This window comes from Pseudomonas sp. 43mfcvi1.1 (assembly GCF_900115935.1).
GTDB classification, from domain to species: domain Bacteria; phylum Pseudomonadota; class Gammaproteobacteria; order Pseudomonadales; family Pseudomonadaceae; genus Aquipseudomonas; species Aquipseudomonas bijieensis.
In genome coordinates this window covers 25,065-39,098 of record NZ_UETT01000010.1, presented here as the reverse complement: position 1 = coordinate 39,098, position 14,034 = coordinate 25,065, and the positions used below count along the sequence as shown (strand labels likewise).

Here is a 14,034-nt window from a genome sequence, read left to right as displayed (position 1 = left end):
GGTTTATTTTTTCTGCTTCGGCTGCTCAGGAAGCCGTGAGGGTTTCGTGCTCCTTGTGCACCGTCGTCTTGAAACCTCTCAAGTCCGCGTCTTCGGCCAGGGCTCGCGCATCTGCAAGCAAATGCGGGTAACGGTCAAGCAGACGCATCAGCAAGATCAACGCCTTGGGTGGTACTACCTCGCCGCGCTCGTAGCGGGAAAACGCATTGTGTCCACCGCCCGATAGCAGCAGTACCGCTTCCTTTTGCGATAGATGCAGTTTGCGCCGGACACGTTTGATCTCTTCGCCGATCATTCGCCTGGCCGCATTGACCAGCTCATCACCTGCGTGGTCGTAGCGATCCGAGCAGCTTGAATCGAGTTCGACTTCGCCGCACATCTGACATTCCCAGCCAGACAAGTCATCGACCCGGCATTCCAGTCCCTTGACGCTCATGGTTTCGCCGCGACCTTCGAAATGCAACATGCCCTCCGGGGCACCACAGCTGAAGCATTGCTGGTGTTTCATGAGTTTTTCTCCTTGAAGGAAATTACCGGTGGGCCTCCGCTGGGGCGGTACGTCACCTTCAGGTAAATCTGCAGACCGTGTGAATTGGCGTGGTAGACGTCATGCCAGACCCGATGATCGTCATAGGTGGTCATCGATTTGTAGAACTGTTTTCGCTCAAGCCTGTGGATGACCTGCTGCATGTCCGAGACGTTTAAACCAAGTGTTCGAGCAGTGTGCTTCGCAGTGCTGGTGAAAGCTTTCCCTTCAAGCCGTCTGACATCCGCCTGTATCGCCACCAAGGCGTAATGGGGTGTGTTCTTTTCCATGGAACGGTGTGCCTTGTCCTTAAAATTACCCTTAAAGGGTAATGTTGGCTAATCGAAAATTTCGCTCCTTTTCCGTCCCATTGACCCTAGGCGGTTGCCGTCCTACATGAAGCTGACTAACATGTCAGAAAATTCATCCTATGATTGGATGAAAAGGCGAATCCAATGTCAGATAGCTCTCCGTTAATAAAGCGCTCCCTGGTCGATCAGGCCCTGGAGCAATTGCGTCGGCGCATCAGCGATGGCGTGTGGGCCGTCGGCCAGCGCCTGCCTACCGAGCCGGAGCTGGTGGCCGAGCTGGGTATCAGCCGCAACACCGTGCGCGAAGCCATGCGCGTGCTGGCGTTTTCCGGGTTGATCGAGATCCGTCAGGGCGACGGCAGCTACGTGCGGGCAGTGGTCGATCCGCTGGATACCCTCAAGGTGCTGTCGCGCTGTTCGCTGGAGCAGGCCCGGGAAACCCGGCATATCCTGGAAGTCGAGGCCATCGGCCTGGCCGCGTTGCGACGCACCGATGAAGACTTGATTGCCTTGCGCCAGGCGCTGCAAGACAGCGGTGAGCATTACCACGGCGACCTGGAGCACTACATCGCCTGCGACCTGGTGTTCCATCGCCTCCTGGTGGATGCCGCGCACAACCCCGCGTTGAGCGAGCTCTATCGCTACTTTTCCAGCGTCATCGGTGCACAGTTGCGCCAGAGCCTCAACATCACCCCGCGCCATCAACATGTGTTCGACCTGCACGTCGAAATCCTTGAAGCCGTCGAGCAACAGGATCCGCAACGGGCCAAGTCCCTGTGCCGCCAGTTGATCAATGAACCCTGAATCCGAGCTTTCCATGTCCCGCGATCTGCTTGACCCTGCCACCTCGACGGCGCCCAAACGCGCCGCCGAACTTGAAGAACTGTTGATCGACGCCGAGGCCGACGATGAGCAGGCCCAGCAGCGTCCTCCGTTGGTGCGTCGTCCCTGGTTGTTGCTGCTGGGGTTGATCCTGGTAGCGCTGAATCTGCGTCCGGCGTTGTCGAGCATGGCGCCGCTGCTCAGCGAAGTGTCACGAAGCCTTGGCCTGTCGGCTGCCCAAGCCGGTTTGCTGACCACATTGCCTGTGCTTTGCCTGGGCCTGTTCGCGCCGCTGGCGCCGGTGCTGGCACGGCGCTTCGGTGCCGAGCGCGTGGTGCTGGGAATCTTGTTGACGCTGGCGGGTGGGATTGTCCTGCGCAGTGCGTTCGGTCAGGTCGGGCTGTTCGCCGGCAGTATCCTGGCCGGTGCGAGTATCGGCGTGATCGGCGTGCTGCTGCCGGGCATCGTCAAGCGCGACTTCGCCAAGCAGGCCGGCGCCATGACCGGTGTCTACACCATGGCGCTGTGCCTGGGCGCGGCGATGGCGGCCGGGGCGACAGTGCCGTTGAGCGAACACCTGGGTCATAGCTGGGCCTTGGGCCTGGGGTTCTGGGTGGTCCCGGCGCTGCTGGCCGCGGTGTTCTGGTTGCCGCAAGTGGGCGAGAAACACGGTGCCCATCAAGTGGCGTACCGGGTCCGAGGCTTGCTGCGCGATCCCCTGGCCTGGCAAGTGACCTTGTACATGGGGTTGCAATCGTCCCTGGCCTACATCGTCTTTGGTTGGCTGCCTTCAATTCTTATTGGGCGTGGCCTGACCCCGACCCAGGCCGGGCTGGTGCTGTCCGGTTCGGTCATCGTGCAATTGATCAGTTCCCTCGCAGCTCCGTGGCTGGCAACGCGTGGCAAAGACCAGCGCCTGGCCATCGTGATCGTCATGCTCATGACCCTGGGGGGGCTGTTTGGTTGCCTCTACGCTCCGCTCGATGGGTTGTGGGGCTGGGCGATCCTGCTGGGTTTGGGGCAGGGCGCGACGTTCAGCCTGGCGCTCACGCTGATCGTGTTGCGTTCGCGGGACGCCCACGTGGCCGCCAACCTGTCCAGCATGGCCCAGGGCTTTGGTTATACGCTGGCGTCGCTGGGACCGTTCGCGGTGGGCGTGGTCCACGACTTGACTGGCGGTTGGAATGCACTGGGCTGGATCTTCGGCCTGGTTGGCCTGGGTGCGATCATCGCGGGCATCGGCGCAGGCCGGGCGTTGTACGTGGGGGTCAGTAGCGAAAAAGTCACCGATCTTCGTTGATGTCATTTTCATGGCGAATGACGATAGTCTTCGCCGCTGTGACAGATTATCGTGCAGGTTTATTGAAGCGAATTTCGGAGCCTGTCCATGAGTGATGCCCACAACGCCTTGATCACCCACTTTTACCAGGCCTTCCAGCGCCTGGACGCCGAAGCGATGAGTGCTTGCTACACCGACGATGTGGTGTTCAGCGATCCGGCGTTTGGTGAATTGCGCGGACGTGATGCCGGCGACATGTGGCGCATGCTCACCACCCGGGCCAAGGACTTCTCCCTGACCTTCGATAACGTGCGTAGCGATGAGCGTACCGGCGGAGCGCATTGGGTGGCGACCTACCTGTTCAGCCAGACGGGTAACGTCGTGATCAATGACATCCAGGCGCGGTTCGTTTTTCGCGACGGCAAGATCTGCGAGCACCACGACAACTTTGATCTGTGGCGTTGGTCCCGTCAGGCATTGGGCGCCAAGGGCCTGTTGTTGGGCTGGACACCGCTGGTGCGCAACGCCGTCAGGGCCCAGGCGCTCAAGGGGTTGCGGGCGTTCCAGGCCAGTCGCTGATAAGATCTCGGCTTGTCTGTGCCGACCTGTTGAACATCTTTGTGACGAACGCCACCCCATCTCCCGATCTGCCTGCACAAGGCCCGGCCGAACCGGACAAACCCTGGTTCGTCTACCTGGTGCGGGCCGCCAATGGCTCGCTGTACTGCGGCATCAGTGATGACCCGGTGCGGCGTTTCGCCAAGCATCAAAGCGGCAAGGGCGCACGCTTCTTCCTTTCCAGCCCGGCGGTGGCCCTGGTGTATACCGAGGCTTGTCGCGACAAGGGCGAAGCCCTGCGCCAGGAGCGGCTGATCAAAAAGCTCAGGAAAAGCGCCAAGGAATGCCTGGTGGCCAGTGCGCTGTCGCTTCATCAGCCGGACTGATAGGCCTTTATCAGGCCGGTAGGCTGCTCCGGTCAGGCGCGCTAAGCTGCAAGACTTCATTCCTGCAGTGGCGAATCCCATGTCAGAGCTGATCCTTCATCATTACCCGACGTCTCCTTTCGCGGAAAAGGCCCGGCTGTTGCTGGGCTTCAAGGGCCTGTCCTGGCGTTCGGTGAGCATCCCGCCAATGATGCCCAAGCCTGACCTGACGTCGCTGACAGGCGGCTACCGCAAGACCCCGGTATTGCAGATTGGCGCGGACATCTATTGCGATACGTCCCTGATCGCTCGTCGGCTGGAGCAGGAAAAAGCCTCGCCGGCCCTGTTCCCCGAAGGCCGGGAAATGCTGGCCGCGTCCTTTGCTGCCTGGGCCGATTCGGTGGTGTTCCAGCATGCCGTGAGTCTGGTGTTTCAGCCTGAATCGGTGGCGGTGCGTTTCGCCAAGCTGTCGCCTGAAGCTATCAAGGCGTTCATCAGCGACCGCGCCGGGCTGTTCAGTGGCGGCACGACCACGCGCTTGCCCGCTGACCAGGCCAAGCACCAGTGGCCGACGATCATGGCGCGCCTTGAGCAACAGTTGCAGCGCGAGGAAGGCGACTTCCTGTTGGGAGATCCCTCGATTGCCGACTTCGCCATGGCCCATCCTCTGTGGTTTCTCAAGGGTACGCCTGTGACTTCGCCGCTGGTGGACGCTTATCCGGCGGTATCGGCCTGGTTGGCGCGGGTGCTGGGTTTCGGCCACGGCGCGCCGAACGAGATGAGTTCCGAAGAAGCCCTGGAAATTGCCCGCAATGCCACACCGGTAGCGCTGCCGGATGAGGTGTTCGAAGAGCCGAATGGGTTTGCGCCGGGCCAACAAGTGAGCATCGCGGCGACTGACTACGGCGTCGATCCAGTGGCCGGGGAGTTGCTGTTTGCCGGTCGCGAAGAACTGATCCTGCGCCGTGAAGACGCGCGTGGCGGGGTGGTGCATGTGCACTTTCCGCGGTTCGGGTTTCGAATCGAGCCTCGATGAACGACCAATGACCCTGTGGGAGCGAGCCTGCTCGCGATGGCGGTGTGACAGTCAACATCACTATTGAATGTGCCGTCGCTATCGCGAGCAGGCTCGCTCCCACAATGATTCACGGCGGACACGAATCCTGTGGCCACCACAACTCCACTGTGGGAGCGAGCCTGCTCGCGATGAGGACATCAGATCCAACATCGCCGTTAGCGAACAACCCTATGTCGCGGACAACGCCTTGAGAATATTCTCCGGCTCAAACCCACGAATCAACGTGCCATTCACATCGAGGATCGGAATCCCCCGGCCACCCAGTGCCTCATAGGCCTTGCGCGCCTCGGTGTCCTTCTCGATGTCAAACTCGCGAAACGGCACGCCTTTCTCATCCAGGAACCGTCGGGTGGCCTTGCAGTAGCCGCACCAATCAGTGGCGTACAGCGCGACGCGGGCGTTGCTGCGAATCTGCTCGGAAACCATCTGCGAGGGATTGAACACCCGTTCGATCTTGCCCCAGTTCTGGTACGCCACCACCACCAGCAAAATCAGCAGAAACTTCTTCAGCACCCCACCGAGCATCAGTTGCGGCGCTTGAGCTGGTCGGTCAGCGATGTGGGCAGCCCCTTGATGATCAACGTGCCGGCCTCTTCGTCATATTCGATCTTGGAGCCCAGCAAGTGCGCCTCGAAGCTGATGGACAAACCTTCGGCGCGGCCGGTGAAGCGGCGGAACTGGTTGAGGGTACGTTTATCCGCCGGGATTTCCGGCGACAACCCGTAGTCCTTGTTGCGGATGTGATCGTAGAAGGCTTTCGGGCGATCCTCATCGATCAGCTCGGACAGTTCTTCCAGGCCCATCGGCTCGCCGAGCTTGGCCTGGCTGCTGGCGTAATCCACCAGGGTCTTGGTTTTTTCCCGGGCATCGTCTTCCGGCAGGTCTTCGCTTTCGACGAAGTCACTGAAGGCCTTGAGCAGGGTGCGGGTCTCGCCGGGGCCGTCGACGCCTTCCTGGCAGCCGATGAAGTCGCGGAAGTACTCCGAAACCTTCTTGCCGTTCTTGCCCTTGATGAACGAGATGTACTGCTTGGATTGTTTGTTGTTCTGCCATTCCGACACGTTGATCCGCGCCGCCAGGTGCAATTGGCCCAGGTCCAGGTGACGGGACGGGGTCACGTCCAGTTCATCGGTCACGGCCACGCCTTCGCTGTGGTGCAGCAGGGCGATGGCCAGGTAGTCGGTCATGCCTTGCTGGTAATGAGCGAACAGCACGTGGCCGCCCACGGACAGGTTGGACTCTTCCATCAGCTTTTGCAGGTGTTCCACCGCCACGCGACTGAACGCGGTGAAATCCTTGCCGCCGTCCAGGTACTCCTTCAGCCAGCCGCTGAACGGATGCGCCCCGGACTCGGCATGGAAAAAGCCCCAGGCCTTGCCTTGCTTGGCGTTATAGCTCTCGTTGAGGTCGGCGAGCATGTTCTCGATGGCCGTGGACTCTGCCAGTTCGGAGTCGCGGGCATGGAGCACGGCAGGGGTGCCGTCGGGTTTTTTGTCGATCAGGTGGACGATGCAATGACGGATCGGCATGGATTTCTCGGCTGATGAAAGAGAGGAGGGCGCGCTCCCCGAAAAAGGGCCCAGTGTACCGCAATCACTGGTTTTGCAACCCAGCAAAGGCCCTTTCAGCCCCGTCCGACGCCCTATATGCATTTTTTTAACGTTTTAGCGCAAGAAAGCTGACCAAATGGGTAGCTAGAGGCGGATATTTCAGAGGCGTTGTGCTAGTTTTGCCCGGTCTTACGCGAAGTCACTGCGTTAAGCGTGCATTCAGCATCTGTCAGGTCGAACCAAACCCGGTTTTCGGCATCTATTACCCCGATCCGTCGCGGTGATTGCCGAGGGTGCCTGATCAAGAGAGATCGGGCTCGATGGCTGACACTGCACTCTGCAATCCATATGAATTTGATAGGGAAGGAACACTACATGGCTCTTACTAAAGACCAACTGATCGCTGATTTGGCTGAATCTGTAGACGCACCAAAAGCTACCGTGCGTGCTCTGCTGGACCAACTGGGCCAAGTCGTTGCCGATCAGCTGGAAAATGGCGGCGAAATCACTCTGCCAGGCGTTGGCAAGCTGAAAGTCACCGAGCGTCCTGCCCGTACCGGCCGCAACCCTTCGACTGGCGCTGCCATCGAAATCGCTGCCAAGAAAGTGATCAAGCTGGTTGTGGCCAAAGGCCTGACCGACGCGGTCAACAAGTAAGACCGCTGTAAAAAAACCGTGCCTCGGAGCGATCCGGGCACGGTTTTTTATTGCCTTGGAAAAAGTTGTGGGAGCAAGGTAGCTCCCTCAGTCCCTGCGCACCCAGCGGGCCTGGCGCCAGGCTTGCTGCTGTGCCTCGGTCTGGAAGGTCCAGGCCACGAAACGACTCTGCTTCTGGCCCTGAGACATCTCCACCACCTGGCTGTGCAGCGCCCCGGCCTTTTTCAGTGCGGCTTGAATCGCCGGCAGGTTCGACGCCTTCGACACCAGGGTGCTGAACCACAGCACTTGCCCGGCCACCTGCGCGCTTTCGCTGATAAGTTGCGTCACGAACCGCGCTTCTCCACCCTCACACCATAGCTCGGCGGCCTGACCGCCGAAATTCAGCACCGGCAGCTTGCGCTTCGGATCGGCCTTGCCCAGCGCGCGCCACTTGCGCTGGCTGCCCTTGGTGGCTTCCTCCAGGGACGCATGGAACGGCGGGTTGCACAGGGTCAGGTCGAACTGCTCGGCATCCTCCAGTAAGCCCAGCAGGATCTGCTTGCGGTTGGTTTGTTGGCGCAACTGGATGGCCTTGTTCAACCCGTTGGACTGGATAATCGCCTTGGCCGAGGCGATGGCCGTCGGGTCGATCTCCGAACCGAGGAAGTGCCAGCGGTAGTCGCTGTAGCCGATCAGCGGATAGACGCAGTTGGCGCCGGTGCCGATGTCCAGCACCTTGACTGCCGCTCCGCGGGGGATTTCACCGTCGTTGTGGCTGGCGAGCAAGTCGGCGAGGAAGTGCACATAGTCCGCACGACCTGGCACCGGAGGGCACAGGTAGTCGGCCGGGATATCCCAGTGGGCGATGCCGTAGAAGGATTTGAGCAGCGCCCGGTTGAACACCCGCACGGCTTCGGGGCTGGCGAAATCGATGCTTTCCTTGCCGTAGGGGTTGATGATCACGAACTTGGCCAACTCAGGCGTGGATTTGATCAGCGCTGGGAAGTCATAGCGGCCCTGATGGCGGTTACGTGGGTGCAGGCTGGCCTTCTCCCGTGGCGCCACGGGTTTGGCCTCAGTGGCGGACTTGGGCTTCTGGCGGGCAGGTTTGGGTGTGCGGGGGGCAGTCATGGGCGGGTCGATTCGGGGATGGGTTCAAAAAAGGTGGCGGGCATTGTCCCACATCCAGCCCGTGTGAACCCAACTGCAACGACCGGCGCGACCCCGTGTGGGAGCGAGCCTGCTCGCGATAGTGGTGGGTCAGCTTGCATCAATGTTGAATGTACCTCCGTCATCGCGAGCAGGCTCGCTCCCACAGGGGGTATCCAGTGTTCGTAAGAAGTGATGGCATGAAAAAGGAGGCCACCAGGGCCTCCTTTTTCAGTAGCGAACCGCCGTTACAGGCTGGAGATCCGCCCATGCTGCTCGGCCAGCTTGCCCAAGGCCTGTTCGGCCTCGGCCAGTTTGGCCCGTTCCTTCTCGATGACTTCGGCTGGTGCCTTGTCGACGAAGCCAGCGTTGGACAGCTTGCCGCCGACCCGCTGCACTTCGCCCTTGAGGCGCAGGATTTCCTTGTCCAGGCGCGCCAGTTCAGCGGCCTTGTCGATCAGGCCGGCCATTGGCACCAGTACTTCCATCTCGCCGACCAGGGCGGTGGCCGACAGTGGCGCTTCTTCGCCGGCTGCCAGGACCGTCACCGATTCAAGCTTCGCCAGTTTCTTGAGCAGCGCCTCGTTTTCGTTGAGGCGACGCAGGTCTTCGGCGCTGGCGTTCTTCAGGAACAAGGTCAGCGGTTTGCCCGGACCGATGTTCATTTCGGCGCGGATGTTACGCAGGCCCAGCATGAAGGTCTTGAGCCATTCGATGTCGTCTTCGGCCGCCGGATCGATGCGGGTTTCGTTGGCCACCGGCCAAGGTTGCAGCATGATCGTCTTGCCTTGGATGCCCGCCAGCGGTGCGATGCGCTGCCAGATTTCCTCCGTGATGAACGGCATGAACGGATGCGCCAGGCGCAGGGCCACTTCCAGCACGCGTACCAGGGTGCGACGGGTGCCGCGCTGGCGCTCGACCGGTGCGTTTTCGTCCCACAGCACAGGCTTGGAGAGTTCCAGGTACCAGTCGCAGTACTGGTTCCAGATGAACTCGTACAAGGCTTGTGCGGCCAGGTCGAAACGGAACTGGTCCAGTTGGCGGGTCACTTCGGCTTCGGTGCGTTGCAGCTGCGAAATAATCCAGCGATCGGCCAGGGTCAGCTCATAGGCTTCGCCGTTCTGACCGCAGTCTTCGCCTTTATCCAGCACGTAGCGCGCGGCGTTCCAGATCTTGTTGCAGAAGTTGCGGTAGCCTTCGACGCGGCCCATGTCGAACTTGATGTCGCGGCCGGTGGACGCCAGCGAACAGAAGGTGAAACGCAGGGCGTCGGTGCCGTAGCTGGCGATGCCCTCGGCGAATTCTTCGCGGGTGGCTTTCTCGATCTTTTTCGCCAGTTTGGGCTGCATCAGGCCGGAGGTGCGTTTCTGCACCAGGGTTTCCAGGTCGATGCCGTCGATGATGTCCAGCGGATCGAGGACGTTGCCCTTGGACTTGGACATCTTCTGGCCCTGGCCATCGCGCACCAGGCCGTGGACGTAGACGGTCTTGAACGGGACTTGCGGCGTGCCGTCTTCGTTCTTCACCAGGTGCATGGTCAGCATGATCATCCGGGCGACCCAGAAGAAAATGATGTCGAAACCGGTGACCAGTACGTCGGTGGAGTGGAATTTCTTCAGGAATTCGGTCTGCTCCGGCCAGCCGAGCGTGGAGAAAGTCCACAGGCCCGAACTGAACCAGGTGTCGAGAACGTCGTTGTCCTGTTGCAGCGCCACGTCGGCGCCGAGGTTGTTCTTGGCACGCACTTCGGCTTCATCGCGGCCGACATAAACCTTGCCCGACTCGTCGTACCAGGCCGGGATGCGATGGCCCCACCACAGTTGGCGACTGATGCACCAATCCTGGATATCGCGCATCCACGAGAAGTACATGTTTTCGTATTGCTTGGGCACGAACTGGATGCGGCCATCTTCCACGGCGGCAATCGCCGGCTCGGCCAGCGGTTTGGTGGAGACGTACCACTGGTCGGTCAGCCACGGCTCGATGATGGTGCCGGAACGGTCGCCTTTCGGGACTTTCAGGGCGTGATCGTCGACGCTGACCAGCAGGCCGGCGGCTTCGAATGCGGCAACGATCTGCTTGCGCGCTTCGAAACGGTCCAGGCCGGCGTATTCTGCTGGAAGCTTGCCGCCGACTTCGGTGTTCAGCGTGCCGTCCAGGTTGAACACCTGGGCTGCGGGCAGAACATTGGCGTTCTTGTCGAAGATGTTCAGCAGCGGCAGGTTGTGGCGCTTGCCGACTTCGTAGTCGTTGAAATCGTGGGCCGGGGTGATTTTCACGCAGCCGGTGCCGAATTCAGGGTCGCAGTAATCGTCGCCGATGATCGGGATGCGTCGGCCAACCAGCGGCAGCTCGACGAACTTGCCGATCAGGGCCTGGTAGCGCTCATCGTTCGGATTCACCGCCACGGCGGCGTCACCCAGCATGGTTTCCGGACGCGTGGTGGCGACGATCAGGTAATCCTTGCCTTCGGCGGTCTTGGCGCCGTCGGCCAGCGGGTATTTCAGGTTCCACAGGAAACCTTTCTCGTCGTGGTTCTCCACTTCGAGGTCGGAAATGGCTGTGTGCAACTTGGTGTCCCAGTTGACCAGGCGCTTGCCGCGATAGATCAGCCCGTCTTCATGCAGGCGCACGAAAGCTTCTTTCACTGCTTCCGAGAGGCCGTCGTCCATGGTGAAACGCTCGCGGCTCCAGTCCACGGACGAGCCGAGGCGACGGATCTGCCGGCTGATGTTGCCACCGGACTCGTCTTTCCATTCCCAGACTTTCTCGAGGAATTTCTCGCGACCCAGGTCATGGCGACTCTGGCCCTGGGCTTCGAGGCGACGTTCCACCAGCATCTGCGTGGCGATACCGGCGTGGTCGGTACCCGGCTGCCACAAGGTGTTGCGACCTTGCATGCGACGGAAACGGATCAGTGCGTCCATGATCGCATTGTTGAAACCGTGGCCCATATGCAGGCTGCCGGTGACGTTCGGCGGCGGGATCATGATGGTGTAGGAATCGCCCGCGCCTTGCGGAGCGAAATAATTCTCGGACTCCCAGGTGTTGTACCAGGAAGTTTCAATGGCGTGCGGCTGGTAGGTCTTATCCATGCGCGGCGGGACCCTATTGGCATTTATTCAGGAAAAGCCGGGAAGTATAGCGGGCGGGGGAGATGCAAGCCACACGCAGCGAGCTGGAAGCAGGATGCGGTTGAACCCTGTGGGAGCGAGCCTGCTCGCGATGAGGCCAGCAGATTCGACATGGAGGTGACTGACAGTCCGCTATCGCGAGCAGGCTCGCTCCCACAGGATGTTCACAATGAGGCTGAGGACGTTACTCGTACTGACTCAACAACCGCTCCATCCGCGCATCCAGCCGGCGCTTGATCTCGGTTTCGATGTGCGGGGCGAAGTCGTCGATGACGTCTTGCAGGATCAACTGCGCCGCAGCGCGCAATTCGCGGTCCAGGTGCAGCAGGGCGTCGGGCCCCTTGGCTTCGGCCTTGGCAGCCGGCTTGGGTTCAGGCTGGCCGTTGATCGGCTCGAACAGCAGGGGGATCTGTTCGTCATGCACCACCTCGTGCACGACCGTATCGGTCAGCAGCGGCGGTTGCAGGTTGTCGTCACCGAGCAACTGGCGGATCGATTCGAGGTCATCCAGCAGGTGCGCGGGCTTTTGTGGCGGTTTTGGAGTGTCCATCGTAGGGCTCAGAGTCGCTGTAAACGGTGGTCTTGCAGAGGATAGCCCTGTTCGCGGTAGAAACGGAAACTCTCCCGCGCGGCTTGTCGGATGGCCGGGTCTTCGACCACCACTTCCGCCACGCGGGCGAAGCGCTGGGCAAAGGCCGGTACTTTCAGGTCGAGGTTGACCAGCAGGTCCTGGTGCGGGCCGCAGTCATTCCCCAGCCCCAGCACGATCAACCCTTCGGGTTCGTTTTCGGCCGGGCCGTGGGGCACGAAGCTCTCGCCCTTGAATGCCCACAGGCGTGCGTCCAGGTCCTCGCGCTGGGCGGCATCGCTGCAATGCAGGTAGATGCTGTGTCCCATGCGCCAGGCCTTTTCAACAAGCTTGCAGGCGAAATCCAGCCGCGCCGACGGATCGGCGCTGGGCAGGATATAGAAATCGACTTTGGTCATTGCGGTTCCTGAGCCGTCGATGACGTCACCCGAGAGCGACGCCAACGACGGTCATTGGTGTCAGGCCTTGGCGCGGTCCAGCAGGTACTGGGTCAGCAGGGGCACCGGACGACCGGTGGCACCCTTGTCCTTGCCACCGCTGGTCCACGCCGTGCCGGCGATGTCCAGGTGCGCCCAGTTCAGGTTCTTGGTGAAGCGCGACAGGAAGCACGCCGCCGTGATGGTCCCGGCTTTCGGGCCGCCGATGTTGGCAATGTCGGCGAACGGGCTGTCCAGCTGTTCCTGGTACTCGTCGAACAGTGGCAACTGCCAGGCGCGGTCGTCGGCCTGTTGGCCGGCACTGAGCAATTGGCCGATCAGTTCGTCGTTGTTGCCCAGCAGGCCCGAGGTGTGGGAGCCGAGGGCGACGATGCAGGCGCCGGTCAGGGTCGCGATGTCGATCACCGCTTGCGGCTTGAAGCGCTCGGAGTAGGTGAGGGCGTCACACAGCACCAGGCGGCCTTCGGCGTCGGTGTTGAGGATTTCCACGGTCTGGCCGCTCATGGTGGTGACGATGTCGCCCGGACGCGAGGCCGTGCCGCTGGGCATGTTCTCGGCGCAGGCCAGGATGCACACCAGGTTGATCGGCAGTTGCAGTTCGAGCACGGCGCGCAGGGTGCCGAACACGCTGGCGGCACCGCCCATGTCGTACTTCATCTCATCCATGTTGGCGCCCGGCTTGAGGCTGATGCCGCCGGTGTCGAAGGTGATGCCTTTGCCGACCAGTGCGTACGGCTTCTCGGATTTCTTGCCGCCGTTATATTGCATGACGATCAGGCGCGGCGGCTGGGCGCTGCCCTGGCCGACGGCATAGAACGAGCCCATGCCCAGGTCCTTGATCTTCTTCTCGTCGAAGACTTCGACCTTCAGGCCCTTGAACTCCTTGCCCAGTGCCTTGGCCTGTTCGCCGAGGAATGTCGGATGGCAGATGTTTGGCGGCAGGTTGCCCAGGTCGCGGGTGAACGCCATGCCATTGGCAATCGCGGTGGCGTGGGTCACGGCACGCTGGACCTCAGCCTGGGCGGCCTTGATGGTCAGCAGGGTGATTTTTTTCAGGGCGCGGGGTTCGGCCTTCTGGCTCTTGAACTGGTCGAACTGGTATCCGCCGTCCACCAGGGTCTCGGCCAACAGGCGGTTCTTGCCGTAGCTGTCGCGGCCCTTGATCACCAACTCGTCCAATGCCAGTGCCGCATCACTGCCGCCCAAGCCCTTGAGTGTGCCCAGTACGCCGGCGATGATTTTACGGAACGGACGGTCGCCCAGTTCGGCGTCCTTGCCCACGCCCACCAGCAGCACGCGATCGGCCTTGAGGTTGGGCAGGTTGTGCAGTAGCAGGCTCTGACCGACTTTGCCGGCCAGGTCGCCGCGCTTGAGCACGGCACTGATGGCACCACCGCTAAGGGTATCGAGCTGGGTGGCGGCCACGCCGAGCTTGCGGTTTTCACCGACGGCGACTACCAGCGTGGCGGTTTTCAACGTTTCTGGGCTGACGCTTTTTACAACCAGTTCCATTTCCGGATCCCTGAGTCAATGGTCAAGAGGCCAGGCGCCGAGGCAATGGCGCGCTGAGCAAGCTTCTTCTATATAAAAGAAGCGC

General features: G+C 61.1%; 15 protein-coding genes. 6 read left to right on the top strand and 9 right to left on the bottom strand.

The features are described from left to right. Positions 1 to 25: 25 nt before the first annotated feature. Complete coding sequence (locus DTP52_RS19235; protein WP_109754770.1) at positions 26 to 508, bottom strand: type II toxin-antitoxin system MqsA family antitoxin; 483 nt, start codon at positions 506 to 508, stop codon at positions 26 to 28. Next, positions 505 to 816, bottom strand: coding sequence for a type II toxin-antitoxin system MqsR family toxin (locus DTP52_RS19230; RefSeq protein WP_109754769.1), 312 nt, complete (start codon positions 814 to 816; stop codon positions 505 to 507). The genes DTP52_RS19235 and DTP52_RS19230 overlap by 4 nt, the downstream gene beginning before the upstream one ends. A gap of 165 nt (positions 817 to 981) precedes the next feature. Here DTP52_RS19230 and DTP52_RS19225 point away from each other — a divergent pair, with 165 nt between their 5' ends. From DTP52_RS19225 to DTP52_RS19205, 5 genes are all read left to right on the top strand, one after another. Continuing rightward, entirely contained in the window at positions 982 to 1,641 is a 660-nt protein-coding gene (locus tag DTP52_RS19225; protein WP_109754768.1) for a FadR/GntR family transcriptional regulator, read from the top strand. Beyond that, positions 1,631 to 2,959, top strand: a complete 1,329-nt coding sequence (locus tag DTP52_RS19220; protein ID WP_109754767.1) for a CynX/NimT family MFS transporter — start codon at positions 1,631 to 1,633, stop codon at positions 2,957 to 2,959. The genes DTP52_RS19225 and DTP52_RS19220 overlap by 11 nt, the downstream gene beginning before the upstream one ends. 87 nt (positions 2,960 to 3,046) lie before the next feature. Beyond that, complete coding sequence (locus tag DTP52_RS19215; RefSeq protein ID WP_109754766.1) at positions 3,047 to 3,517, top strand: nuclear transport factor 2 family protein; 471 nt, start codon at positions 3,047 to 3,049, stop codon at positions 3,515 to 3,517. A 41-nt stretch (positions 3,518 to 3,558) separates the two neighbouring features. After that, positions 3,559 to 3,882 carry a GIY-YIG nuclease family protein gene (locus DTP52_RS19210; protein WP_109754765.1) on the top strand — a complete coding sequence of 108 codons (324 nt, stop codon included), beginning with the start codon at positions 3,559 to 3,561 and terminating at the stop codon, positions 3,880 to 3,882. Between the two features lie 79 nt (positions 3,883 to 3,961). Beyond that, positions 3,962 to 4,897: a glutathione S-transferase family protein gene (locus DTP52_RS19205; RefSeq protein ID WP_109754764.1), complete on the top strand. Its 936-nt coding sequence runs from the start codon at positions 3,962 to 3,964 to the stop codon at positions 4,895 to 4,897. Between the two features lie 210 nt (positions 4,898 to 5,107). Here DTP52_RS19205 and DTP52_RS19195 read toward each other — a convergent pair whose 3' ends face one another. Continuing rightward, entirely contained in the window at positions 5,108 to 5,464 is a 357-nt protein-coding gene (locus tag DTP52_RS19195) for a glutaredoxin family protein (RefSeq protein ID WP_109754763.1), read from the bottom strand. Then, positions 5,464 to 6,468, bottom strand: coding sequence for a nucleoid-associated protein YejK (gene yejK, locus DTP52_RS19190; RefSeq protein ID WP_014340016.1), 1,005 nt, complete (start codon positions 6,466 to 6,468; stop codon positions 5,464 to 5,466). The genes DTP52_RS19195 and yejK overlap by 1 nt, the downstream gene beginning before the upstream one ends. 396 nt (positions 6,469 to 6,864) lie before the next feature. Between yejK and DTP52_RS19185 the strand changes: the two genes are divergently transcribed. Then, on the top strand, positions 6,865 to 7,146 hold the full coding sequence (locus DTP52_RS19185) for an HU family DNA-binding protein (RefSeq protein ID WP_058544106.1): 282 nt from the start codon (positions 6,865 to 6,867) through the stop codon (positions 7,144 to 7,146). A gap of 87 nt (positions 7,147 to 7,233) precedes the next feature. Here the strand turns inward: DTP52_RS19185 and rlmF are convergent, their stop codons facing one another. The 5 genes from rlmF to DTP52_RS19155 all read right to left on the bottom strand — a co-directional run bounded on the left by rlmF (position 7,234) and on the right by DTP52_RS19155 (position 13,949). Further along, positions 7,234 to 8,259: a 23S rRNA (adenine(1618)-N(6))-methyltransferase RlmF gene (rlmF, locus tag DTP52_RS19180; protein WP_109754762.1), complete on the bottom strand. Its 1,026-nt coding sequence runs from the start codon at positions 8,257 to 8,259 to the stop codon at positions 7,234 to 7,236. A gap of 266 nt (positions 8,260 to 8,525) precedes the next feature. Then, on the bottom strand, positions 8,526 to 11,372 hold the full coding sequence (locus tag DTP52_RS19170) for a valine--tRNA ligase (protein ID WP_109754760.1): 2,847 nt from the start codon (positions 11,370 to 11,372) through the stop codon (positions 8,526 to 8,528). Positions 11,373 to 11,595: 223 nt separating this feature from the next. Continuing rightward, positions 11,596 to 11,961 (bottom strand): DNA polymerase III subunit chi, encoded by a 366-nt coding sequence (locus DTP52_RS19165; protein WP_109754759.1) that lies wholly within the window; start codon positions 11,959 to 11,961, stop codon positions 11,596 to 11,598. An 8-nt stretch (positions 11,962 to 11,969) separates the two neighbouring features. Further along, positions 11,970 to 12,398, bottom strand: coding sequence for a DNA polymerase III subunit chi (locus DTP52_RS19160; RefSeq protein ID WP_109754758.1), 429 nt, complete (start codon positions 12,396 to 12,398; stop codon positions 11,970 to 11,972). A 60-nt stretch (positions 12,399 to 12,458) separates the two neighbouring features. Beyond that, the gene (locus DTP52_RS19155) at positions 12,459 to 13,949 is read right to left on the bottom strand and encodes a leucyl aminopeptidase (protein ID WP_109754757.1); all 1,491 of its coding nucleotides are present in this window, start codon (positions 13,947 to 13,949) and stop codon (positions 12,459 to 12,461) included. Positions 13,950 to 14,034 lie beyond the last annotated feature (85 nt).